The organism is Nocardia sp. NBC_01327 (assembly GCF_035958815.1).
Classification (GTDB): domain Bacteria; phylum Actinomycetota; class Actinomycetes; order Mycobacteriales; family Mycobacteriaceae; genus Nocardia.
This window is the reverse complement of sequence record NZ_CP108383.1, coordinates 3,103,536-3,127,050: the sequence shown is the minus strand read 5'-3', so window position 1 is coordinate 3,127,050 and position 23,515 is coordinate 3,103,536. Positions and strand designations below refer to the sequence as shown.

The following is a 23,515-nucleotide window of genomic DNA, read 5'->3' as shown; positions in this document are numbered from 1 at the left end:
TGCCTCCAACTGGTCGACCCCGACCTACCAGTGATGCTAGTTCGCTATTGGTTAACTGAACCCCTGCGTCACTGAAATGAGACCCGTCGGTATTTACTCATGCGCACCGACTATTACGCCCGGTCAGACGATTGACAGCGAACTGACAGCTCGGTCACCAAGGCCGCCAAGCTTCACGGCGATTAATTGAGCATGAGCCAGAACAAGTCTCGATCACCGCAGGTACGGTGGCTGTGGATTGCCATCGGCGTCATCATCGCCGCAGTCACCGTGGCCCTGAGCACCGCACCCAGTGCGCTCGCCACCGTCCACCCCCCGATCGCCACAACGCAGCAACCCGCCACCGCTCCCCCGGTGACGACAGCGGCGCCCGTGGCCGCCGCCCCCGGTCTCCCCGGCCCGTCCCCGCAGGCGATCGCCCTGCAGGTGCAGTCGGCCATTCAGGCCGCTTCACCCGGCACCACCGTGGGCATCGATGTGGTCGATACCCAGACCGGGGCGGTGCTCGCCGACCTGAATGCCGATCAGCAGTTCTACACGGCATCGGTGGTCAAGGTTCTGATTGCTCTCGATGCCATGCAAAGCCAAGGCTGGCAACCCGATTCGGGTACCACGGCGCAGCTGCAGCAGATGCTCGCCACCAGTGACGACGATATCGCCGATTCGCTCTGGGATGCCGACGGCGGCGACGCCATCGTCACCCGGATGGCTAATCTCGTCGGCATGCCCGGCACGCAGGCGCCCGAGGATTCCAGTGAATGGGGCGAAACCCTCACCACCCCACAGGATGTGGTCACGCTCTACCAGTGGCTCACCACGCAGGCCCCGCCCTCGGCGAGCAATCTGATCCTCACGGCGCTGCGGGGCACCACACAGATCTCCGCGGACGGCACCGATCAGTACTTCGGTATTCCGGACGGGCTCAACGGTGACGACTGGGCCGTCAAGCAGGGCTGGATGTCCCTGGACAGCTCCACCACCCTGGACACCACCGGACTGGTCGGCCTGGGTCCGCTACAGCCGCTGCGCTACGCCGTGGTGGTGCTGACCTCACAGCCGGCCGATATCAGCTGGTCCGCCGCCGGTGCGGCACTCACCGACGGCGTGGCCCAGCTGCGGCCCCTGATCCCCTGAGCGGATGGGCTCAGTCCAGGGTGATGACGGCGGCCGTGCCCGAGATGACGGTCTCGCTCTGATCGACCAGAGCGGCCCGTACCTGCACACTCTGGCCCTTCGCCAGCTGCGGTTGGCCGGCGACCGCGGACAGGGAGACGGTGCCGGTGTGTTCGGCACCGTCACAGGTCGGATTGTTCTGCGCGCCGGTGGCCGCCGCGCTGTTGGCATTGGGGTCCCCGGCCATCACCTGAATGCTCGCCACTCCGGCGGCGGCATCACAGGTGTAGCGGACCCCGACCTCGTCCGCCGCGGCGCCGGCGATCTGGATGGTGCCCGCCGCGAACGCGGGTGCGGCGGTGAACGCCACAGCGGCGCCCATGGCTACGAAAACGGTCGCTGTACAGGCATAACGCTGACACTTCCGGATAGTCACCATGTCTCCATGGTCCAGCCCATCGGCGCTCACCGTGGGAGAACCGGTCGGCCCGGCGCGTCGCACAGGGCCTATCGGGGCGGTTGCTGGGACTGTCGACCGGCGAGTTCGTCGACGAAGACCTTGGCGCATTGGGCCAGTTGGGCCGGGGTGAGGGAGGCGAGGTCCTTGGCGCAGTCCGCATTGGCCGCAGCCGGTGACTGACCCGGGGCTGTCGCAGGGGCCGTCGCTCCGGTGTCGTCGAGTTTCACCAGCTGCACCGGACTCTTGTGGCTCGCACTGATATCCACGCGATAGGCCACCCGGCCGTTGAATTCGACAAAGCCGCGCCAGGTATCACCGTCGATCGGTGTGAACTCGACCAGCTTGCCGCCGTTGGACATGACCGTTCCGGCATTGGTCGCCAGCCACGAGCGGGCATCGGCATCCAGATTGTCGATATTGATACGGCGCGGGTCGCTGTCGTCGAGGACATAGACCGACTGCGGGTTCAGAGTGCCCCGGTGCACCTCGTCGGCCGGGGTGATCGAATAGGCGACAAACAGCTCGGATGTGCTGCCGCGCAAGGTCATCGGGGTGACCCACTGCAGGCGGCCGGTGGTCTTGTCGCGCAGCAGGTACTCGGAGACATTGCCGCTCTGCGCGCCGGAGGCGGCGGGGTCGAAGCCGAAGTGGTTGCGGTTCATATTCTCTCGGCCCGCCGCCCACCGGTCCTCGGTCCGCTGGTATGCCGTCAGGGATTTCGGGTAGACCGGTCCCGGCAGCGCACCGGCCGCCACATCACGCTGATAGTCGAGCTTGATGTGGCCGTGGTCGCCGCGCACGGTGATCACACCCGCGGGGGCGGTCACGGTGCGGTGGGTCCAGGGCACCGGCTCGGTGACGGGGATGGCCACGACCGGCTCCTTGCCGTCGCAGTAACCCCACACATCGCTCATCTCGAAGCCGAGCAGCGGGTACTTCTCCTGCAGCAGATTGTTCAAACTGTTCTTGCGCGCACCGCCGAACGCACGGTCGATGCCGTAATCGCCGGTGAAGTTGCATTCGGTGGCATTGCCCTGACCCGTCCACTGCGCCACACCGCCCAGCGGCACATCGATACCGCTGCCGTCGAGAACACCGCTCCACGCACCCGAGGCGCCGTCCTTGCCATTGAGGTAGGTGATGGTCTCGGTACGGAGGCTGACCGCCTGCACGTCCCCGGTCGCCCTGGACAGGGCGATCTGCGCGCCGTCGAGTGAGCCGACTCGCGGATCCCAGCCCGCCGGCGACAGGTCACCCTGCTTGATGCAGCCGTACACATCGTGGCGGCCCTTGATCGCGCAGCCGCCGGAATCGTGCGCACCGCCGTCCGCGAGCAGATGCACCGAACCCGGAACATGTGCTGGGTCATGGACATAGAACGTCGCGGCACCCGCGTAGAAACGGCCCTCGTTCTTGTCGAGCCCGAACAGGAACACCCCGGCGCCGACAACCGCCACCACCAGCAACAGCGCCCCGATCCCGTTCAGGACGCTGAGGGATTCGGTGACCCCGTACGCCAGCAGTCCGACGGCCACATAGGCGAGCGCCCACCACAGTCCGCTGCCGTGCTCGAAAACGTTGAAGAACCATGCCCGCAAGCCGTTCTGCGTACCGAACCCCGGAGCCACCACCGCCCAGAACAGCCAGATCACGCCGATCAATGCCGGCGGTATCAACCAGACCGCGAAAATCCGAGCCCCGTAAGACATTTCCGAACCCCAAATCGGCAGTGCAATCCCGCGAAGTTGCACTGTAGCGCGTCCGGATCGAAGTGGACATCACCCCAGAAATCGCGGCTCGCGCTGCCGATCCGCCCCGGTGGGAGGGATTTTCAGGCCGAACAGCCGCCGGTCTGCAGCGCTTCGAGGGTGCAGGTGGCGGTGCGGGGGTAGTAGTCGCCCATGACCGTGGCGGCGGCCGCCGGATCGGAGTCGGGCGCCACGTGCTGAACAGCCTCGCCGAAGGTGCTGTCGGGCAGCATATTCCGCAGCAGAATCGCATGCCGGGCATTCGGGCTCTGTGATGACCAGGGCACGAAGGTGACACCGGGAATCGCCTCGAGGGCGGCCCGTTGCTGCTCGGTGCCGACCACATAGGTGTAGTCACCGCTCGAGTCGATGCGAGTATCGGTGTCATTGCGGCAACCGACATCAACAGTGCTGTCGGGCAGCACGTTCCGCACCACCGGGCCGGGCAGGTCGAGCAGGTTGACGCAGAGCGAGAAGTAGCGGACGTCGGCGCTCGAATTCGGCCACGGCGCGGGATGCGGGCCCGAAGGGACGGTGGGGGCCTTGCCATGGATGACAACAACCTGGCCGTCCGCCGGGCGATCGAGGGCATCGGCCAGATAGGCATTGTCGACATTGGGAAACGCACCCGCGCCGGTGACCCGCCGGAAACCGGTCGGCGCCGACGCCGCGGACGGCAGCATCGAACGCAGCGCGATGAGATCGTCGGCCGCACCGAGCGCGTTCCCGATCGCCGCGCCCGCGACGCCACCGACGCAGGGGCGCAGGGTGTTCGACGTCCCGTGATCGGTGAGCGTCACGCTGGGCAGGGACACCGCGTCGGGACCACCGACGGGCAGATAGACGCGATAGATCAGATATCCGATCCCGCTGCTGGTTCCGGTCGGCGTGAGCGGGAGGACATTCGGCTGTCCCGGGCTCGCATCCGCGCGCACCGCAATGCTGTAGTCGCCGCCGGGCGCACCGGCGCGCTGCCACGGGTTGACCGCATCGGCGGCGGGGGTGATGTGATCATCCGGCAGCGCGGAATCGATGCCCGCGGCGGTGAAGCTGCTGAACTTACCGTCGTAGGTATTGAACGACATGTATCGCGCATCCGGGAACTGGCCGGAGACAGTGATATTCAGCGTGGGACTGACCTGGTACGGCAGGATCCAGTACGACGCACCGCTGTCAGGGTAGGCGAAGTTCAGCGTGCCCAGGGTGCGCGGCGACAGTTCCATCGACCAGGAGCATCCGTCCGCGATGTCGGCCGAGCCCGCGCCGGGATCGGCATGGGTGATCGGTGCGGCAGCGGCAGTCAGCACGGCCACCGCGGCACCGGCCAATGCCGGGAGCAAAAACTTCATGCCAGCAAGCTAGTACACCCGCGCACCTAAACTGACGGCGTACTCGGTCCCGTGCCGGCTCTCACCGCAGATCTCGAGCACTACGGCAAGGAGTTTCGCAATTGATTCGCATCCCCGTCCCCGCAGCCCTCTTGTGTAGCGCGGTCTTCGCGGTTGTCGCCGGCTTCGCGGCCGTCGCGCCCACCGCGGCCGCCGCACCGGAAAGCACCTGGCTGTGCAGCCCCGGCCAGGCCGGTGACCCGTGCGGCGGCCGTTCGGACGCACCCGTCGACTGCTTCTACGTCTATCCCACCGCCTCACTGCAGCAGACCACGAACGCGAACTTCGATCCCTCGCCGGAACTGCGGGAAGTCGCCCGGGCACAGGCGGGGCCCTTCGGTGCGGACTGCAATGTGTGGGCTCCGGTGTACCGGCAGGCGACGCTGCGCGCTTTGTTCACCGGATCCGTCCCGGACCGCAGCGCGGCCTCGGACCTCGCGTACCAGGACGTCGAAAACGCCTGGGACGACTATCTGGCGCACCACAACAACGGGCGCGGAGTGGTGCTCATCGGGCATTCGCAGGGCGCGAGGATGCTGCGGACCCTGATCCACAATCGAATCGACGGCAAACCCGTGCAGTCACACCTGGTTTCGGCAGTGCTGCTCGGCGGCAATGTGCTGGTCCGGAAGGGCGCGACGGCGGGCGGCGATTTCACGTCCGTTCCGGCGTGCACCGACCCGGGTCAGATCGGCTGCGTCATCGCGTATTCGTCCTATTCGAAAACGCCGCCGGCCGATACTCGCTTCGGTGTTTCGCCGCAGGTCCCCGATGATTCGGCCGTCCGCGGGAGTCTGCCGTACGGGCCCGGTTACGAGGTGCTGTGCACCAATCCGGCCGCCCTGCACGACAATCTCGAGGCCCCGATCCACGGCAGCGTCGCGGGCAGTGCGGCAGGCGGATTCACCGCCCGGTGCACCGGCGGCGACGGACCGCACGTGCTGATGGTCTCGGGACCGGGCGCCGCACTGCTGCCCGCCCTGCCGAACGACACCTGGGGACTGCACCTGCTCGATTTCAACCTCGCACAGCGGGATCTGGTGGATCTGGTAGCCGCTCAGAGCGCGGCCTACCTGCACTGATATCTCCGGAAGCCGACCTCCGGCAGTGGGTTTCAAGCAGTGGGTCTCAAGCAGATGGTTTCAGCAGGCCATGTCGACCAGGCGCGTCTTGCCGACACCGCCGGCCGCACGGCCGATGCTGCCCGCCGCACGCACCGCGGCCGATACCGCGACCACCGGCGGCACCCAGCGGGCCTCGTCCGGGGAAATCTGCCAGCGCACCGAACCGCTGGCCCACCGGGCCGGAGGCAGCGGAACCGCGGCGCCGTCGGTGTACACGATGGCGCCGGCGGCGCGCAGTGCTTCGATCGCCTTCGCCGCCTTGGCAATACCGACCACCAGGTGGATTTCGCGGCGCTGCGGCCCCGGCATCTCGATCACCGGGCCGATCAGCTTGTTCGCGCGCAGGAACTGGCCCACCCGCGCGGCCAGCACACCACTGACCTCGATTGCCGCTGTCGCCTGATCGGTGATCAGGCAGGAACCATTGGCGGTTGCGGCCACCGTCCACCCGAGGCGGCTGTAGTCGTGCGCGACATCCGGCATAACCACGGCGACTGATCTCGGAAACGTAGCGGGCACTGTCTTCTCCATTTCACCAGGTCGATCAGATCTCACATCGCTGTGACGGACGATTCGGGTTGCTAGAGCTACCCTCGTCTCCGAACCTGTGCGTCAAATCCGTCAAGGCTGGGAACTTCCCTACAGAATGCTTGCGGTAACGAACCACCCCAGCGATTCTGCGCGATTCGGCGGCCCCGGGCATCGCCCGCAGGTCGCTGCCCGGGTACTCCTTTGGTCGGACCTTCGGACCGCCCACCCCCGGCACAACCCTTGATAACGTTGCGCCGCAATCAATTATGCCGAGACCCTCGCCACTCCGTAAGGAGTAACGAGGGTCTCGGGAAAACCAAGCTCCGGCAGGCTCGGCGCGGGGCGCCGAAACCGGGTCCTATCAGGCCAGTTTCAGACTGCGCCCGATGATCTCCTTCATGATCTCGGTGGTGCCGCCGTAGATGGTCTGCACCCGGGCATCCATGTACGCCTTGGCGATCGGGTACTCCCGCATGTACCCGTAGCCGCCGTGCAGCTGCAGGCATTTGGTGATGAGGTCGAGCTGTTCCTCGGTGCTCCAGTACTTGGCCATGGCGGCCTCCTCCACGGTGAGCTTCTCCTGATTGAGCAGCTCGATGCAGCGGTCGACGAAGACGCGGACGGCCGTGGTCTTGGTGGCCAGCTCGGCCAGGACGAAGCGGGTGTTCTGCTGGGCGCCAATGGGTTTGCCGAACGCCTTGCGATCACGCACGTACTGGATGGTGCCGCGCAGCGAGCCCTCCATGGCCGCTGCCGCCATGACGGCGATGGACAGCCGCTCCTGCGGGAGGTTCTGCATGAGATGGATGAAACCCTGACCCTCGGTGCCGAGCAGGTTCTTCCCCGGAACGCGCACATCCTGGAACGAGAGTTCCGCGGTGTCCTGCGCCTTGAGGCCGATCTTGTCCAGATTGCGGCCCCGCTCGAAACCGGCCATACCGCGCTCGACCACCAGCAGTGAGAATCCCATGGCGCCCTTGGCCGGATCGGTCTGGGCGACCACGATGACGATATCGGCATTGATGCCATTGGTGATGAAGGTCTTGGAGCCGTTGAGGATCCAGTCGTCGCCGTCCTTGACCGCGCGGGTCTTGATGCCCTGCAGGTCCGAGCCGGTGCCGGGCTCGGTCATGGCGATGGCGGTAATGATCTCGCCGGAGCAGAAACCGGGAAGCCAGCGCTGCTTCTGCTCCTCGTTCGCGAGCTCCAGCAGGTAGGGGGCGATCACGTCATTGTGCAGGCCGAAGCCGAGCCCGGAGTACTGGCCGTAGGTGACCTCTTCGGTGACGACGGCGTTGTAGCGGAAGTCCTTCACGCCACCGCCGCCGTACTCCTCGGGCACGGCCATGCCCAGGAAGCCCTGCTTGCCGGCCTCCAGCCAGACCGTGCGATCGACGATGCCGTCGTGCTCCCACTGCTCGTGGTTGGCAGCGACATGCTGATCGAGAAACTTTCGGAACGACTCCCGGAACAGATCGTGTTCAGGTTCGAAAATAGTGCGTTCCACGCCAACCTCCTGAGTGACCACATCGGCACATGCCTCTGCCCATACGGTACTAGAAAGTCGAATCAGGGTTAACTTCGAACCCCGGGAAAGTGGTTCGAACTGCGACAGTCGCCTTTGACGTCGCGGCTCGAAGCAGATGAACCCCGGTAAACTACCGGGCGGCCCGAGCGGCCGGGTTCAGCAGGCCTGAACGGTCAGAGACCGACGGCGGAGAGGGTGCGGCCGAGTAGATGACGGCCGCGGTCGCGGGACCGCTCGGCGAGCAGGAAATCGAGCTCACCCTCGAGCGCCTTGCGCGTCACCACCTGCAGTTCGACCGCGGCGGCTTCGATATCCGGGGCATCGCGCCACGGGCTGGTATCGATCGGCGTGCCCAGCGCGTAGTAGAAGCGCTCCGGTTTGGGCACCAGTGTCGGGCCGAGACCGCGAATCAGCGGCGGCGTCAGATTCGCGCGCAACCCCAGGCCCGTGACCGCCTTGCGCAGCGGGCGCATGACCGGATGGTTGCCGTCGAAGACGATGTCGTAGATATCGTCACCGCCGACCATGGCGATCGGCACGATCGGCGTCCCGGTCTCGATTGCCATGCGCGCGAAGCCCGTTCGGCCCTCCCACAGGAGTGTGTACTTCTGCCCCTTGCCACGCATGGCTTCCCGGCCACCGCCGGGGAATACCGCCACCGCCTCGCCCGCCTCCAGCAGCGAGTAGCAGTTGTGCCGATTGCCGCGCACAACTCCCAAGCGGTGCAAGCCATCTCGCAGCACCGGCACATCGATGAGGACATTCTCGGCGAGGCCGCGGACCAGCCGGTCATGCTTGACGAGGATCTCGTGCGCCAGCACCGGCGCATCCGTCCCGCCGGCCAGGGTGTGGTTGCCGACCAGCAGCACCGGGCCCTCGGCCGGGAAATTCTCCAGGCCGTAGAAGCGCGGGCTGAACCAGGCCCGCGACGGGGCCACCAGTAATTCGATCGCGCGCCGATCCAGCTCGGTCAGCGCGACATGTAGCGGAGCCCCATCGGTGAGCCCCTGAGCCTCGGATTCTCGAGCGTCATTTCGAGACAAGACATCCCTCCCTGCAGAGATTTCGATAGCAGCATGCTAACGAAAATCCCCGCAGGGGACTCGGCCGGGTGAGCCCACCCCTAGTGGATCCGTTGCGGCTCAGTCGATTTCAGCAGGCTCCGTACCGGCGGAAACGAATTCTGTGAGCACAGCGGCCAGGAACTGGGGCACGCGGGCGCGGACCCGGGTTCCGGACTCGACGTGCTCGGAGCTGATGATGCGGCCGTCGGCGTGAATGCGGGCGAGCAGATCACCGCGGGTGTAGGGCAGCAGCACGCTGACCTCCACATCCAGACCGCCGAGGATATTGGCGAGCTGGGCGCGTAGGGTCTCGATACCCTCGCCGGTGTGAGCGGAGACGAAGACCGCGTCCGGCAGCCAGCCGCGCAGCTGGGTCAGCTCCATCGGCTCCAGGGCGTCGATCTTGTTGACCACCAGCAGTTCCCGCGGCGCGGGAGTCTTGGTGTCGCGCAGCACATCCGTGATGACCTCGCGCACCGCCTTGATCTGCCCGTCGGGCAGCGGATCGGAGCCGTCCACCACATGCAGCAGCAGATCCGCGCCGGTGACCTCTTCGAGGGTGGAGCGGAAGGCCTCGACCAGCTGGGTGGGCAGATGCCGCACAAAACCGACGGTATCGGTGAAGACGACCTCACGCCCGTCTTCCAGCGCGGCGCGACGGGTGGTCGGATCCAGGGTCGCGAAGAGCGCGTCCTGCACCAGCAATCCGGCGCCGGTGAGAGAGTTCATCAGACTCGACTTGCCCGCATTGGTGTAGCCGACAATGGCCACCTGCGGTACGCCGCTCTCGATGCGGCGCGCCCGCTTGGTATCGCGGGAGGTCTTCATCTCACGAATTTCGCGGCGCAGCTTGGCCATGCGCTCACGAATGCGCTGGCGATCCGTCTCGATCTTGGTTTCACCGGGACCACGGGTACCCACACCGCCATTGGCGCCGGCGCGACCACCGGCCTGCCGGGACATGGACTCACCCCAGCCGCGCAGTCGCGGCATCATGTACTGCATCTGCGCCAGCGCGACCTGCGCCTTACCCTCGCGGGAGGTGGCGTGCTGGGCGAAAATATCCAGAATCAGAGCGGTGCGGTCGATGACCTTCACCTTGACGATCTTCTCCAGCGCGGTCAGCTGCGCGGGGCTCAGTTCACCGTCGAGGATGACCGTATCGGCGCCGGTCTCGAGCACCATGGCCCGCAGCTCCTCGGTCTTGCCGGAGCCGATGTAGGTGGCCTTGTCCGGTTTATCGCGGCGCTGGATCAGCGAATCGAGCACCTCCGAACCGGCGGTCTCGGCGAGGGCGGCCAGCTCGGCCATGCGTGCGTCGACCTGGGCGGTACTGCCCTCGGTCCAGACGCCGACCAGCACCACACGCTCCAGGCGCAGCTGCCGGTACTCGACCTCGGTGACATCCTCGAGTTCGGTGGACAGCCCGGCGGTGCGGCGCAATGCGGCGCGCTCGTCGAGCTGCATCTCACCGACTGTCGGCGATGCGGACTCGGACCAACCGGTCTCGGCCTCGGCGTCGCCGGTGTTCTCCTCAGCGGGAGTGAACTCGTACGTCTCTTGTTTACTCATACGCCTTCCATGGTCCCACGGACCAACCGAATGGCGCATTCGGTTATTTCACGGCGATTCTCGCCGCGAGACTGAGAGTGGGGGGCCTGCCCCCCACACCCCCGTGATTACGCGTCTTGCCACCACTTGGCGGCAATGGTTCCCGTGGCTACGAGGACTGAAGGGCCGCGGAGCCAGGCTGCGCCGTTTTCGATTCCTACGGTGACCGTTCCGCCTGGGATGTGGACCTGGACGTGGCCGGTGTCGGTGGCGAGGTCGAAGCCGTCGCGGGCCAGGGCGGCGGCGGCCGCGGCGACGGTTCCTGTTCCGCAGGAACGGGTTTCGCCTACGCCGCGTTCGAAGACGCGCATGTCCACACCGCGCTGACCGTCGGAGGCGACGCCGAGGGCGGTGAGGATTTCCACGTTCACGCCCTTCGGGAAGAGGGTGTGGTCGAAGGACGGGGCGTGGGTGAAGTCGAGTTCGCCCAGTTCCTGGTGCGTGAGGGTGGCATCCACGCAGGCCAGGTGCGGGTTGCCGACGTCGATGCCGAGACCTGTGAATTCGCGGCCGTCCAGGGTGGCGGCCGACTCACCGAGCACGCGGACCGTGCCCATGGCGACGGTGACCTCACCATGGACGGGATCGGCGTGGTGCACGACCACCGGGCGCGCGCCCGCGCGGCTGCCGACCACGAACTCTTCGCGCTGTTCGAGACCGGTGGCGACCAGATAGTGAGCGAAGACACGGACGCCGTTGCCGCACATCTCGGCGATCGAGCCGTCGGCATTGCGGTAGTCCATGAACCAGTCGCTCGCGCTCACACCCTCGGGCAGCACCGGCAGGGTGCCGTTCTCGAAGAGCGCACCCGCACGCGCCACGCGCAACACGCCGTCCGCGCCGATACCGCGCTGGCGATCGCACAGGGCCGCGATACGCGATTCGGTCAGCTCCAGCCACGCGTCCGGATCCGGCAGCACCACAAAATCGTTCTGGGTGCCGTGTCCTTTGCTGAATTCGATATCAGCCGCGCTCTCGTTCACCATGCCGTCCTCACCCACAGTCGTCCTCACCCACACCGTTGTCCGCACCCGGACCCGAAGTTTTCACCGCAACGCCCGGCGCTGCCGGGAAATTTCGTACAGCGCCACCGCCGCCGCCGACGGCGCACCGAGCGTGCCGTCGGACGGAATGCACACCAGCTCGTCACACGCCTGCTGCCAGGCGGAGCCGAGCGTCTCGCTCTCATCGCCGAGGACCAGTACGGTCCCGCCGTCGAATGCGAGCTCGTCGAGGGCGATTCCGCCGTGATCGTCACTGCCGACGATACGGGTGGCGATACCGCGGCGGCGCTGCCGGTCCCGGAAGGCGAGCACCTGCGCAGGTCCGGAGGCGCGCAGCACGGGCACCGCGAAAAGAGCTCCGGCGGACGCCTGCACGCTGCGCGGATCGTAATGGTCCGCGCCCGAACCGGTGACGATCACACCGCCCGCCCCGAAGGCCGCCGCCGAACGAATGAGCCCACCCAGGCGCGCGGGCGAGGCCGGGCGGTCGATGACCACCACATTCGGCGGGTGATCGGGTGTGCCGGGCGCGAAATCCTCGAGCTCCATGCGCCGGGCGATGGCCACCGCCACCAGTTCCGGCACCTGCTGCGAGGGTTCGGCCAGCTCGGACATCACCTCCGGCACCAGTCCGACGCTCGGCACACCGCTGGAATCGAGCACCTCCCGGGCCCAGGCCGACGGCTCCGGGCCGCCCAGGCGGTAGACGAGAGTCTCCAGCGGCCAACGACATTCGAGCGCCTGGGCGATCGGACGCATACCGTGCACCAGAAACCGATTGTCCCGAAGTCGGCTGGCGCGATTGTTCAGGTACGCCTGCCACACCTGTACCGAGGCATTGCGGGCGTTCGCGCGACGGGTCACTTACCGCACTTCCTGTTCGTCCTTCTCGGTCGAGGAGTCGACGAGCGCCAGTGCCGTCACCGCCAGATCGGGATCCGCGCCGTTCACCCATCGCACCCGCGTATCGCGGCGGAACCAGGAGCGCTGTCGCCGGACATAGCGCCGGGTACCGATGAAGGTGCGCTCCTGTGCTTCGTTCAGGTCGTATTCGTTGTCCAGGTAGTCCAGGACTTGTGCGTAACCGATTGCGCGGCGGGCGGTCTGGCCTTCGCGCAGGCCCTGGTCGATGAGGGTGTGCACCTCCTCGACCAAACCGGATTCGAACATGCCCGCGGTGCGCAGTTCGATGCGTGCGTCGAGTTCGGCGGTCTCGCGGTCCACGCCCAGAATGACGGCGCCCCATCGGGGTTCACCGATCTGCGGGGCGGAGGCGGCGAAGGGTTTGCCGGTCAGTTCGACCACCTCGAGGGCGCGCACCATGCGGCGGCCGTCGGTGGGGAGAATGGTGGCGGCGGCGACCGGATCCGCGGCCCGCAGCGCTTCGTGCACGACCACCACGCCGCGCTCGTCCAGCAGGGCTTCCCATTTGGCGCGAACCGACGGGTCGGTGGCCGGGAAGTCCCAATCATCCAGTAGCGCTTGCACGTACATCATCGAACCACCGACGATGACCGGTGTGTGGCCGCGCGCCATAATCGCCTCGACATCCGCGCGCGCCGCGGTCTGATAGGCGGCGACCGTCGCGGTCTCGGTGATATCGAGAACATCCAGCTGGTGGTGCGCGATGCCGCGGCGTTCCGCGACCGGCAGTTTCGCGGTGCCGACATCCATACCCCGATACAGCTGCATGGCGTCGATATTCACGATTTCGCCGTGTAGTCGCTCGGCCAGATCCAGTGCCAGATCGGATTTTCCGGTGGCGGTGGGGCCGACGACCGCGATGGGGGTGATCATGCGGCGCCGCCCGGGTACCAGACGCTCACGTGGTACGCGACGCCGAACGGGGCTGCGGCATAGCGGGTTTCGACCTTCGGATCGGTGTCGTCCGCACTGAAGAGCCCGGCCAGGATCTGGTAGGCGGGGCGGCCGGACACATCCAGTTCCGCGCACAGTCGCGGGTCGAGGGCGGCCAGTGCGGCCCGGTCCCCCGCCGTGAGGGCTCGATCGATATCCGCCTGCACCGCTTCCGCGCGGGCATCGAGGTATCGGGGGGCTTTGGTGGACATGGTTGCCGCACCGTCGCCGACGACCAGGACGCCATACCGGTCGGTCTCGGCATCGAGCTCGGCGCGCAATCGGGCGCCGAACGCCACGCACTCCGCCGCAGTGCTGTCGGCGGCTATCAGGCGGGCCTGCGCCGAGACCTCCGGAGCGACCTGTGCGCGGAGCCAGCCACCGATCAGCATCGGCAGCGGCAGCGCCGGATCCGCTGTCGTAGATGCCACGGCCCTTGACAAACCCACCCGTACATCGACGCCGTAGCCCCGGAACGTGCCCGCCGTCTCCGGGCCCAGCACCAGATCGGACTCGGCCGCACCGACCACGATCCAGCGCGAGACCTGCTCGGCAAGCGCGCCGGCAGCGGACAAAACAGCCCTGCGCAGCACAGCTGGTTCGCCGTCGGCCGCTGCGCCCGCCGCGCCCCCGAGTTCGGGTACCAGGGCGGGCGGTGAGGGAACCAGCGACGCAACACAGAACACGCCGTCAACCGTAGCGCTACCGTGCCTCACCAGCCCCACCCCGCCCGGGTCGCCGCGCCACCCAGGTGGCCTCAAAGACAGCATTTCGCACCCCAGCCTGGTTGAATGGGTTGAGTTAGACAGATGAGCTAGGGCGTAACCAGGCAGCCGTGACGCGCGGCAGGGACGAGGAGCGATGACCGAGAACAGCGGAAACGAAAAGGCTACCCAACCGGAGTCGGCCCCGACGCCTGTGCCCGGCGCCGCCGCTCGACCGTCACCGGCCACCGTCGCCGGTCCCCGTCCGGGGCCCGGGCCGCGCAAACCGGAAGCCCCGAAACCACACGCCGTCAAGGCCGCTCCCGGCGCGGCGACACCGCATCCGCATCCGGTGGTGGTGCCCGCCGTGAGTGACCCCAGCCAGTGGGGACGGGTCGACGAGGACGGCACCGCCTGGGTCAAGACCATCGAGGGCGAGCGGGTTGTCGGCTCGTGGCAGGCCGGCGATACCGCCGAGGGCCTGGCCCACTTCGGCCGCCGCTTCGACGATATCGCCACCGAGGTGGCGCTGCTGGAGGCCCGGCTCGCCGCCGGCACCGACGCCCGTAAGACCAAGGCCGCCGCCACCGCGCTTGCCGAAACATTGCCGACCGCGGCCGTCATCGGTGATATCGATGGGCTCACCACCCGCCTGCAGGCCATTATCGAGCACTCCGACGAGGCCGCCGCACATGCCAAGGAGGAGAAGGACCGCTCCCGGCACGAGCAAACCGAGCGCAAAGAGGCGCTGGCGGCCGAAGCCGAGCAGATCGCCGCCGAATCCACCCAGTGGAAGGTCGCGGGCGACCGGCTGCGCGAGATCCTCGACGAGTGGAAGACCATTCGCGGCGTGGATCGCAAGGTCGACGATGCGCTGTGGCGGCGCTTCTCCAAGGCTCGCGAGGCGTTCAACCGCCGCCGGGGTGCGCACTTCGCCGAACTCGATCGTGAGCGCGCGTCCGCCAAGACCCACAAGGAAGGGCTGTGCGTGCGGGCCGAGGAGCTCTCCAGCTCCACCGACTGGGCCGGCACCGCCGCCGTCTTCCGGGATCTGCTGGCCGAGTGGAAGGCCGCAGGCCGCGCCCCCCGCGAGGCGGACGAGCAGCTGTGGAAGCGCTTCAAGGCGGCACAGGACGTGTTCTTCGCGGCCCGCAATTCCGCCGCCTCCGAGCGGGACGCCGAATTCGAGGACAATGCGACAGCCAAGGAAGAGCTGCTGCTGCATTACGAAAGGCTCGATCCCGAAACACATCTGGACGCCGCCCGCGCCTCCCTGCGCGATCTGCAGGAGAAGTGGGACGCCATCGGCAAGGTCCCGCGCGAGCGCATCCACGACCTCGAGGCCCGCCTGCGCGCCGTCGAAAAGCGCGTCCGCGACGCCGTGGACGCCCAGTGGCGCCGCTCCGATCCCGAAGCCATGGCCCGCGCCGCCCAGTTCCGCGAGCGCGTAGCCCAATTCGAGGAACAGGCCGCAAAAGCCCAGGCCGCAGGCAAGACCCGCGATGCCGAAAAGGCCCTCGAACAGGCCAAGCAGTGGCGCGAATGGGCCGAAGCCGCCGAAGGCGCCGTCAGCCAGCGCTGAGCACAGGTACGGGGAATGGCCTGGGACAACCGAATCGGTTGTCCCAGGCCATTCCCGTCGGCTTCAGCTGATCGAACAGCGCTCGTCCATATCGCACAGCGGTAACCACCGCTGTGCGGCGGGGCGATGCGCTGTTTTGTCCGGAGGGGTGGATTCCCTTGGGGGGCAGATGAAACCAGCGCTGGGTGGGGAGCGGCGTTAGGCTCGCGGGATGGCACCGAACCGGGAAGCACTTATCGCGCATCTGCTGGCGACCGGAATGGCGGGGCGGGTGGCCACGCCTCGGGAGAACAATCTGCTGCATTATCTGCTGCTGGCACATCGGGATCCGGATTATTTGTTCGGGCTGGATCCGGGGCCGCAGTGGAGTGCGGATGCGGTGCTGGAGTTGATGGCACGGAAGGTGGGGGTGAGTCCGCGGCTGAATTTCCGGCGGGGGGTGGACACCATCGATCCGGAGCGGACGGCCGCGGCGCTGGACCGGTATGCCGCGAGATTCCGGGTGGCACTGCGGGATCGGCAGCGGGTGCTGTTCGCCACCGGGCATCCGCGCACGCTGGGGCCGTTCTATCAACTGCTGGCCGCGGCGCTGGAGGAGGCGGGCGGCACGGTCGTGAATGCCGGTGCGGGACTCGGCTACGACGGTGAGACGCGGTACGGAATTCAGCGGCTGGAGGTGGACTTCTTCCTGGGGGTCGCGACACTGCACGATCCGGGCGGGCCGATCCATACGCACTCGGCCGAGCCGGTGCAGATCGTGCTCGCGGAGCTGGCGCACACCGGTGCGCAGATGCCGGATCTTGTTGTCGCCGATCATGGTTGGTGCGGTGGAGCGGCGCAGGCGGGTCTGGATGCCATCGGGTTCGCGGACTGCAATGATCCGGCCCTGTTCGTCGGCGAGGAGGAGGGCACGGTCGCCGTGGCGGTCCCGCTCGATGACGGCATCGAACCCGACAGGTACGGACTGCTGGCCGATTACATCCTGGCCGATTCCTACAGCGACACAGCCGATCTCAACCGGTGACGACCTCATGCCTGCTGGCGCGATGAGAGCGGCGGTACTCGCTCGGTGAGACGCCCACCTCGCGGCCGAAGTGCGCGCGCAGGTTGGCGGCGGTGCCGAGACCGCAGCGTTCGGCCACGGCGTCGACGGGAAAATCGCTGGCCTCCAGCAGTTCCCGCGCCCGGATCAGCCGCTGGGTGAGCAGCCACTGCAGCGGGGTGCCGCCCAGTTCGGCATGGAAGCGGCGGGCGAGCGTGCGTTCGCTGGTATTGGCGTGCCGGGCCAGATCCGAGACGGTGAGCGGCTGATCCAGGCGGTGAATGGCCCACTGCAGCGTGGCCGACAGACCGCTGTCGTCGGGATACACCGGCACCGGCGATTCCAGATACTGCGCTTGCCCGCCCGCCCGGTGCGGCGGCACCACCAGATAGCGGGCGGCGGCATTGGCCGCCCCCGAACCCAGATCCTTGCGAATCAGGTGGATGCACAGGTCCATTCCCGCCATGGTGCCCGCACTGGTGAGAATGCGGCCATCGTCGATATAGAGCACCGACGGATCGACCTCGAGGTGTGGAAAGCGTTCGGAGAGCGCGCTGATATGCCGCCAGTGCGTGGTCATGCGACGACCGTCGAGCAGCCCCGCGGCCGCCAGGACGAACGCTCCGGTGCACAGCGAGGCGACGCGGGCGCCGGACTCGTAGGCCGCGCGAACGGCGTCCACCAGATCGGCGGGCGGGTCTTCGCGCACATTCGGCACGGACGGGACGATGACGGTATCCGCGCGGACCAGATCGTCGTAATCGTGATCGGTCAACGCCACGAACGGATCTCGCAGTTCCGCCGACCGGGCGCCGCGCGGCCCGCAGAGCTGGAAGCGATACCAGGAGTCCGGATCGACGCCCAGCGGCGGCTCGTAGAACACCTGATAGGGAATGGCGACCTCGAAAATCGGCATGCCCGGCGCGACGGCGACCGCGAGTGTGCCGGGGTCGGTACGGGTTCCGGAGCCGTTCTGGTCCATGTCAGAATCCTAGCGCATCATGGCATTCCTGCCACTGTTCGCCGGAATCCCCAGGTCGCATAGTCGAATCATGACGACAACGACCGAACGGGAAGCAGCGCTGCGGCAGCAGTCGCAGGATCCGCCGAACCCCCGGCGGTGGCAGATCCTGGCCATCGCCGGCATTGCCCAATTCCTCGCCATTCTCGATCTTTTCGCGGTGACCGTCGCCTTCCCGACCCTGCAGGCGACCTTCGGGACCTCCACCAGCGCGGTGTCGTGGACGCTGAACGCGTACACCATCGTCATGGCGGCGCTGCTCGTACCGGCCGGGCGACTGGCCGACGACACCGGCCGCAAGCGCGGATTCCTCATCGGCATAGCGCTTTTCGGCCTGGCCTCGATCGCCTGCGGTGTCGCCCCGACGCTGGGGACGCTCATCGCGGCACGGGTGGTGCAGGCCGCGGCGGCGGCACTGCTGGTGCCAACCGGGTTGGGGCTGGTGCTGCCCAGCTTCCCGCGCCGGGAACACGCCACCGTCATGGGCATCTGGACCGCCATTGCCGCCGCCGGCGCGGCCAGCGGACCGGTGCTGGGCGGACTGCTCCTGCAGGCCGGGTGGCGGTGGATCTTCTTCCTGAATGTGCCGTTCACGCTGGCGGCCTTCATTCTCGGCATTGTGGTGCTGCCCGATATCAAGCTGCATGCGAAGCGGCGGCTGGATCTGCTCGGCGCGCTGCTGATTCTCGGTGCGACCGCAGGCTTCACGACGGTATTCGTACAGGCCTCCACCTGGGGGTACACCGGTCCGGCCACGCTCGGCTGCCTGGCTGCCGCCGTCGTGCTGACGGGCTGGTTCGCCTGGCACGTGCAGCACCATCCGGATCCGGTGGTGAGTCCGGTCGTCCTGCGGCACAAGCTCTTCCGCACCGCCACCTTCGGAGTGTTCTGCTACTACCTGGCCTTCGCCGCCATGATTCTGGAGGCGACGCTGTTCCTGACCGAGCACTGGCACTATTCGGTGCTGGCGTCGAGCCTCGGCGTCGCGCCCATGCCGATCAGCTGCCTGCTGCTCTCACCGTTCTCCGGGCGCTTCGTCGCCCTGGTCGGTGCGCGCGCCTCGGCTGCGCTCGGTGGTGCGAGCCTGGCGGTGGGCTGCGCGTGGTGGGCGGTGAGCAGTGGGTTCACCGATTCGTATGCGCTGGTCATACTGCCCGGCAGTGTGCTCGCCGGAGCCAGTACCGCACTGCTGCAGCCCCCGCTGTTCGGATCCGCGGCGCTGCTGCCCGCCGATCAGATCTCGCTGGGCTCGGGAACCCTCATGATGGCGCGTCAGACCGCTTCGGCGCTCGGCGTCGCGATTCTGATGGCGATACTCGGCGAGGGCACGCAGCGGACCCTGGGGGAATTCCGGGCGGGCTGGATCTACATGGTGGTCGTCGGCATCGCGGCCATGTTCGCCGGTCTGGCGTATCGGCCGAAAACCATGGCCGAGCCACGCTGAGAAGCACGCGAAAACTGAACAGCGCACGAAAAAGGCCCGGCGGTCACCGAATTCGGTGACCGCCGGGCCTTGTCTTCGCTTATTCGCCGAACAGGCGGCGGCGACTGGCTTCCTCGGCGGCCGCGGCGGCCAGGCGGCGCTGCTCCTCGGCGGCGAGGTGCACGGACGTGCGGCCCCACACCACGCGCACCCAGTGGAAGGTCAGCACCACAATGGCGACGGCGGACAGGATCAGGCCGAAGCCGGGTCCCGCACCGTGATAGTTGTTCAGGCCGGGGGTGTTGCGATGCCAGATGGAGAAGACGCCGAACACACTGCCGACAGCGGACCCGGCGACCGCGATCCAGGCCAGCGCCCAGCGGCGGGTCATCAGGGCGAGCAGTGAGAAGCCGATGCCGAAGACCAGCACGAACCATTCGAAGACGCGGGACGGCAGTCCGATGTGCTCGGCCTTGGCGGCGGCGTCGTACATGATGACGTCGAAGCCGCGGGCATGACCGGCATGCGGCAGCACCATCGAGAGCAGCAGCACGAACACCGCACCGGCGACCACCATGGCGCGCACGCCCGGATCGATCTCCCCCGCGATCTTGCGCTCGACCGCTTCCAGGTCGTCCCGGAACTGCTCGAAGTCCTGACTGTTCTCGGCCGACTTCATGCTCTCCTCGTTCGCTTCGGGCGCCGGTGTCGACGCCGAATCAGGCTGTGCGGCTTGATCTTCCGGTCGCGCGTCGCTCGGCTCGCGAGCCTCGTCGGGGCCGGTGGGCTGCTGCTCGGTCATACGCTGTGATCCTGAGTCGTCCTGGAGGGGTGTCGACCCATCATGCTCCCGCACCGATCCGCCCTACTACGCGGTGTCGGATTGATCGCCGGGCGCTGCCGATCGGCCGCGTGATTGTGGAGCACCGACCGCACTCGACCCGTCAGGCGCCGCACTCGGAACCGCAGCCCGCCGCGGCGGTTTCCACCACGATCGGCGCGCCGATCTGCGGCAGGCCGAGGCCGACGCCGATGGGTGCGGTCTTCGGGGTGATGCCCAGCTCGTGCGCGTCACCGGCGCGGGTGCGACGGTGCGTCTGCACGGGGGCATCGGCGATCAGATGGTGCGGGGCGGCACCGGTGATCTCGACGGTGATGATGTCGCCGGGGCGAATCTCCGAGCCCGCGGGCAGATCCGCCGTCGGGCGGAAGTGCACCAGGCGGCCGTCCCGCGCGCGGCCGCTCATGCGCGCGGTTGCCGCGTTCTTCTTGCCCGCGCCCTCGGCGACCAGCAGTTCCACCGTGGTGCCGACCACCGCCTGATTGCCTTCGAGGGAGACCTGCTCCTGCAGTTCGATGAGTCGAATATAGCGCTCCTGCACGACTTCCTTCGGCAGCTGATCGGGCATATCCGCGGCGGGAGTGCCGGGGCGGATGGAGTACTGGAAGGTGAAGGCGCTGGTGAACCGCGCCTGCCGCACCACATCCAGCGTCGCCTGGAAATCCTCCTCGGTCTCGCCGGGGAAGCCGACAATGATGTCGGTGGTGATGGCGGCGTGCGGCATGGCGGCGCGCACCTTGTCGATGATGCCGAGGAATTTGGCGCTGCGGTACGACCGCTTCATGGCCTTGAGCACCCGGTCGGAGCCCGATTGCAGCGGCATGTGCAGCTGCGGGCAGACATTCGGGGTGGCGGCCATGGCCTCGATGACGTCATCGGTGAATTCGGCCGGATGCGGGGAGGTGAAGCGCACGCGCTCCAGGCCCTCGATGCTGCCGCAGGCGCGCAGCAGTTTGGCGAAGGCGCCGCGGTCGCGCTCCTGCGTCGGGTCGGCGAAGGAGACGCCGTAGGAATTGACGTTCTGACCCAGCAGGGTCACCTCGAGCACACCCTGGTCGACCAGCGCCTGCACCTCGGCGAGCACATCACCGGGGCGGCGGTCGACCTCCTTGCCGCGCAGGGCCGGGACGATGCAGAAGGTGCAGGTGTTGTTGCAGCCCACCGAGATCGACACCCAGCCGGCGTACGCGGATTCGCGCTTGGCGGGCAGGGTCGAGGGGAAGGCCTCCAGGGATTCGATGATTTCGACCTGGGCTTTTTCATTGTGGCGGGCCCGCTCCAGCAGCACCGGCAGCGAGCCGATGTTGTGGGTGCCGAACACCACGTCCACGTACGGCGCCTTCTTGACGACGGTGTCGCGGTCCTTCTGGGCGAGGCAGCCGCCGACCGCGATCTGCATACCGGGGCGCTCGGCCTTGATCGGCGCGAGATGACTGAGCGTGCCGTACAGCTTATTGTCGGCGTTCTCGCGCACCGCGCAGGTGTTGAACACCACCAGATCCGCGATCACGCCGGGGTTGGCCTGCACATATCCGGCGTCTTCGAGCAATCCGGAGAGGCGTTCGGAATCGTGCACGTTCATCTGGCAGCCGTGCGTGCGCACCTCATAGGTTCGCGCTTCCTGCTCGCCATCGCGCTCGGCTACCGCGCCACGTGCTGAAACCTGCCCCAACGAATTCACCCAACCAGGGTAATCGCTGCCCAGCCAGGGTTACGGGCGGGTGTCGACTCGGCGCAAGGTACCGATGCGGGAACCAAAGACGAGCATTTCGGGCACAGTGCCTCTAAGGTCACAATTCATGACCGACGCGCCTGTATCCGTCAGCAAGTCCGCGCCGATGATTTCGATGCGGAGTGTGGACAAGCACTTCGGCTCGCTGCACGTGCTGCGTGACATCAATCTCGAAGTGCCCGCCGGGCAGGTCGTGATCGTGGTGGGACCCTCCGGCTCCGGCAAGTCGACCCTGTGCCGCACCATCAATCGATTGGAGACGATCGACTCGGGTGAGGTCGCCATCGACGGGGTGCGGCTGCCCGATGAGGGCAAGGCCCTGGCCAAACTGCGCGCCGATGTCGGCATGGTGTTCCAGTCCTTCAATCTGTTCGCGCACAAGACGATTGTCGAAAACGTCATGCTCGCGCCCGTGAAGGTGCGCGGCCTGGACAAGACGACCGCGCGCGCCCGCGCCATGGAATTGCTGGAGCGCGTGGGCATTGCCGAACAGGCGGACAAGTATCCGGCGCAGCTGTCGGGTGGACAGCAGCAGCGTGTCGCCATCGCGCGGGCGCTCGCCATGGATCCGAAGGTGATGCTGTTCGACGAGCCGACCTCCGCACTCGACCCGGAAATGGTGTCGGAGGTCCTCGATGTGATGGTGCAGCTCGCCAAGGACGGCATGACCATGGTGGTGGTCACCCATGAGATGGGGTTCGCGCGCCGGGCCGGCAATCGCGTGCTGTTCATGGCCGACGGGCAGATCGTCGAGGACACCGAGCCCGAATCATTCTTCACCGCACCGAAATCGGAACGCGCCAGGGATTTCCTCGGCAAGATCCTCAGCCACTGACCTGCTCTCCCTACAGAATAGGATTTTCGATGAGGCTCAATAACGTGCTCAAGGTTGCCGCCGGGGCGGTTGCCCTGGCGGTCGTCGCCACCGGATGTGGTGGCGGCAGCGATAAGACCGCGAGCCAGCACGCCGCCGACGGAAAGCTCACCGTCGGAATCAAATACGATCAGCCGGGTCTGGGCCTGCACAATAAGGACGGCTCGTTCAGCGGCTTCGATGTGGATGTGGCCAAGTTCGTGGCCGACAAGATGGGCGTGAAGCCGGAGAACATCACGTTCAAGGAGGCGCCGTCCGCGCAGCGCGAGACGCTGATCCAGAACGGGCAGGTCGATTTCATCGCCGCCACCTACTCGATCACCGATACGCGCAAGGAGAAGGTCGATTTCGCGGGGCCCTACCTGCTGACCGGGCAGTCGCTGCTGGTGCGTTCGGACAATACCGATATCACCGGTGCGGATTCGCTGAACGGCAATAAGAAGCTGTGCTCGGTGAAGGGCTCGACTCCCGCGCAGAACGTGAAGGACAAGTATGCCAAGGAAGTTCAGCTGCAGGAGTACGACACGTACTCGCTGTGTGTGGAGGCGCTCAAGTCCGGCTCGGTCGACGCTGTCACCACCGATGATGTGATTCTGCGCGGTTATGCGGCGCAGAATCCGGGTGCGCTGAAGGTGGTCGGCGCGCCGTTCACCGTCGAGAAGTACGGCATCGGCGTCAAGAAGGGCGATACCGAATCGCGCACCAAGATCAATGACGCCATCGACGCCATGATCTCCACCGGTGCGTGGAAGGCCGCGCTCGAAAAGAACTTCGCCGGAACCGGATTCCAGGTTCCCGCGCCGCCGCAGGTCGATCGGTACTGAGTTGATATCGCGTGCCGGGCGTTGATTCGCCCGGCACGCTTCGG

At 67.0% G+C, this 23,515-nt stretch carries 21 protein-coding genes; 7 read left to right on the top strand and 14 right to left on the bottom strand.

Going from position 1 to position 23,515, the window contains the following annotated elements; genetic code table 11:
- Positions 1-192: 192 nt before the first annotated feature.
- A complete protein-coding gene (locus tag OG326_RS13870) occupies positions 193-1,134 on the top strand; it encodes a hypothetical protein (protein WP_327145035.1) in 942 nt (313 codons plus the stop codon).
- A gap of 10 nt (positions 1,135-1,144) precedes the next feature.
- On the opposite strand, the gene OG326_RS13865 is transcribed toward OG326_RS13870, so the two are convergent.
- The 3 genes from OG326_RS13865 to OG326_RS13855 form a co-directional block, all read right to left on the bottom strand.
- Positions 1,145-1,549: a hypothetical protein gene (locus tag OG326_RS13865; protein ID WP_327145034.1), complete on the bottom strand. Its 405-nt coding sequence runs from the start codon at positions 1,547-1,549 to the stop codon at positions 1,145-1,147.
- A 71-nt stretch (positions 1,550-1,620) separates the two neighbouring features.
- Positions 1,621-3,282, bottom strand: a complete 1,662-nt coding sequence (locus tag OG326_RS13860; protein ID WP_327145033.1) for a hypothetical protein — start codon at positions 3,280-3,282, stop codon at positions 1,621-1,623.
- 122 nt (positions 3,283-3,404) lie between these two features.
- Positions 3,405-4,670 carry a hypothetical protein gene (locus tag OG326_RS13855; protein WP_327145032.1) on the bottom strand — a complete coding sequence of 422 codons (1,266 nt, stop codon included), beginning with the start codon at positions 4,668-4,670 and terminating at the stop codon, positions 3,405-3,407.
- 101 nt (positions 4,671-4,771) lie between these two features.
- Here OG326_RS13855 and OG326_RS13850 point away from each other — a divergent pair, with 101 nt between their 5' ends.
- Positions 4,772-5,791: a DUF3089 domain-containing protein gene (locus OG326_RS13850; protein ID WP_327145031.1), complete on the top strand. Its 1,020-nt coding sequence runs from the start codon at positions 4,772-4,774 to the stop codon at positions 5,789-5,791.
- A gap of 60 nt (positions 5,792-5,851) precedes the next feature.
- On the opposite strand, the gene OG326_RS13845 is transcribed toward OG326_RS13850, so the two are convergent.
- The 8 genes from OG326_RS13845 to OG326_RS13810 form a co-directional block, all read right to left on the bottom strand.
- On the bottom strand, positions 5,852-6,352 hold the full coding sequence (locus tag OG326_RS13845) for a hypothetical protein (RefSeq protein ID WP_327145030.1): 501 nt from the start codon (positions 6,350-6,352) through the stop codon (positions 5,852-5,854).
- 373 nt (positions 6,353-6,725) lie between these two features.
- On the bottom strand, positions 6,726-7,871 hold the full coding sequence (locus OG326_RS13840; RefSeq protein WP_327145029.1) for an acyl-CoA dehydrogenase family protein: 1,146 nt from the start codon (positions 7,869-7,871) through the stop codon (positions 6,726-6,728).
- Positions 7,872-8,065: 194 nt separating this feature from the next.
- Entirely contained in the window at positions 8,066-8,935 is an 870-nt protein-coding gene (locus tag OG326_RS13835) for a lysophospholipid acyltransferase family protein (RefSeq protein ID WP_327145028.1), read from the bottom strand.
- 99 nt (positions 8,936-9,034) lie between these two features.
- The gene (gene hflX, locus OG326_RS13830; protein WP_442791030.1) at positions 9,035-10,423 is read right to left on the bottom strand and encodes a GTPase HflX; all 1,389 of its coding nucleotides are present in this window, start codon (positions 10,421-10,423) and stop codon (positions 9,035-9,037) included.
- Between the two features lie 212 nt (positions 10,424-10,635).
- Entirely contained in the window at positions 10,636-11,529 is an 894-nt protein-coding gene (gene dapF, locus OG326_RS13825) for a diaminopimelate epimerase (protein ID WP_327146481.1), read from the bottom strand.
- A gap of 84 nt (positions 11,530-11,613) precedes the next feature.
- Positions 11,614-12,435 carry a TrmH family RNA methyltransferase gene (locus OG326_RS13820; RefSeq protein WP_327145026.1) on the bottom strand — a complete coding sequence of 274 codons (822 nt, stop codon included), beginning with the start codon at positions 12,433-12,435 and terminating at the stop codon, positions 11,614-11,616.
- Positions 12,436-13,368, bottom strand: a complete 933-nt coding sequence (gene miaA, locus OG326_RS13815) for a tRNA (adenosine(37)-N6)-dimethylallyltransferase MiaA (protein ID WP_327145025.1) — start codon at positions 13,366-13,368, stop codon at positions 12,436-12,438.
- A complete protein-coding gene (locus OG326_RS13810) occupies positions 13,365-14,114 on the bottom strand; it encodes a hypothetical protein (RefSeq protein ID WP_327145024.1) in 750 nt (249 codons plus the stop codon). Before OG326_RS13810 ends, miaA begins: the two co-directional genes overlap by 4 nt.
- A 175-nt stretch (positions 14,115-14,289) precedes the next feature.
- Here OG326_RS13810 and OG326_RS13805 point away from each other — a divergent pair, with 175 nt between their 5' ends.
- Both OG326_RS13805 and OG326_RS13800 read left to right on the top strand, forming a co-directional pair.
- On the top strand, positions 14,290-15,714 hold the full coding sequence (locus OG326_RS13805; protein WP_327145023.1) for a DUF349 domain-containing protein: 1,425 nt from the start codon (positions 14,290-14,292) through the stop codon (positions 15,712-15,714).
- Between the two features lie 211 nt (positions 15,715-15,925).
- Positions 15,926-16,738 (top strand): phosphatase, encoded by an 813-nt coding sequence (locus OG326_RS13800; protein WP_327145022.1) that lies wholly within the window; start codon positions 15,926-15,928, stop codon positions 16,736-16,738.
- Here the strand turns inward: OG326_RS13800 and OG326_RS13795 are convergent.
- Positions 16,728-17,738: a GlxA family transcriptional regulator gene (locus OG326_RS13795; protein ID WP_327145021.1), complete on the bottom strand. Its 1,011-nt coding sequence runs from the start codon at positions 17,736-17,738 to the stop codon at positions 16,728-16,730. The two genes, OG326_RS13800 and OG326_RS13795, sit on opposite strands and share 11 nt — an antisense overlap.
- A gap of 70 nt (positions 17,739-17,808) precedes the next feature.
- On the opposite strand from OG326_RS13795, the gene OG326_RS13790 reads away from it, so the two are divergent.
- Entirely contained in the window at positions 17,809-19,221 is a 1,413-nt protein-coding gene (locus OG326_RS13790; RefSeq protein ID WP_327145020.1) for an MFS transporter, read from the top strand.
- 79 nt (positions 19,222-19,300) lie between these two features.
- Here the strand turns inward: OG326_RS13790 and OG326_RS13785 are convergent, their stop codons facing one another.
- Together OG326_RS13785 and miaB are read right to left on the bottom strand one after the other, a co-directional pair.
- A complete protein-coding gene (locus OG326_RS13785) occupies positions 19,301-19,879 on the bottom strand; it encodes an Rv2732c family membrane protein (RefSeq protein WP_327146480.1) in 579 nt (192 codons plus the stop codon).
- A gap of 265 nt (positions 19,880-20,144) precedes the next feature.
- The gene (gene miaB, locus OG326_RS13780; protein WP_327146479.1) at positions 20,145-21,713 is read right to left on the bottom strand and encodes a tRNA (N6-isopentenyl adenosine(37)-C2)-methylthiotransferase MiaB; all 1,569 of its coding nucleotides are present in this window, start codon (positions 21,711-21,713) and stop codon (positions 20,145-20,147) included.
- Positions 21,714-21,879: 166 nt separating this feature from the next.
- Here miaB and OG326_RS13775 point away from each other — a divergent pair, with 166 nt between their 5' ends.
- Both OG326_RS13775 and OG326_RS13770 read left to right on the top strand, forming a co-directional pair.
- Positions 21,880-22,608, top strand: coding sequence for an amino acid ABC transporter ATP-binding protein (locus tag OG326_RS13775; protein WP_327146478.1), 729 nt, complete (start codon positions 21,880-21,882; stop codon positions 22,606-22,608).
- A 29-nt stretch (positions 22,609-22,637) separates the two neighbouring features.
- Complete coding sequence (locus tag OG326_RS13770; RefSeq protein WP_327145019.1) at positions 22,638-23,471, top strand: glutamate ABC transporter substrate-binding protein; 834 nt, start codon at positions 22,638-22,640, stop codon at positions 23,469-23,471.
- Positions 23,472-23,515 lie beyond the last annotated feature (44 nt).

Coding starts and splice junctions, on each gene's coding strand:
- hflX (WP_442791030.1), bottom strand. CDS start 10,423: ATGCAGCTCGACGAGCGCGCCGCATTGCGCCGCACCGCCGGGCTGTCC.
- miaA (WP_327145025.1), bottom strand. CDS start 13,368: ATGATCACCCCCATCGCGGTCGTCGGCCCCACCGCCACCGGAAAATCC.
- OG326_RS13870 (WP_327145035.1), top strand. CDS start 193: ATGAGCCAGAACAAGTCTCGATCACCGCAGGTACGGTGGCTGTGGATT.
- OG326_RS13860 (WP_327145033.1), bottom strand. CDS start 3,282: ATGTCTTACGGGGCTCGGATTTTCGCGGTCTGGTTGATACCGCCGGCA.
- OG326_RS13795 (WP_327145021.1), bottom strand. CDS start 17,738: ATGGACCAGAACGGCTCCGGAACCCGTACCGACCCCGGCACACTCGCG.
- OG326_RS13855 (WP_327145032.1), bottom strand. CDS start 4,670: ATGAAGTTTTTGCTCCCGGCATTGGCCGGTGCCGCGGTGGCCGTGCTG.
- OG326_RS13790 (WP_327145020.1), top strand. CDS start 17,809: ATGACGACAACGACCGAACGGGAAGCAGCGCTGCGGCAGCAGTCGCAG.
- OG326_RS13770 (WP_327145019.1), top strand. CDS start 22,638: ATGAGGCTCAATAACGTGCTCAAGGTTGCCGCCGGGGCGGTTGCCCTG.
- OG326_RS13775 (WP_327146478.1), top strand. CDS start 21,880: ATGATTTCGATGCGGAGTGTGGACAAGCACTTCGGCTCGCTGCACGTG.
- OG326_RS13805 (WP_327145023.1), top strand. CDS start 14,290: ATGACCGAGAACAGCGGAAACGAAAAGGCTACCCAACCGGAGTCGGCC.
- OG326_RS13800 (WP_327145022.1), top strand. CDS start 15,926: ATGGCACCGAACCGGGAAGCACTTATCGCGCATCTGCTGGCGACCGGA.
- OG326_RS13785 (WP_327146480.1), bottom strand. CDS start 19,879: ATGAAGTCGGCCGAGAACAGTCAGGACTTCGAGCAGTTCCGGGACGAC.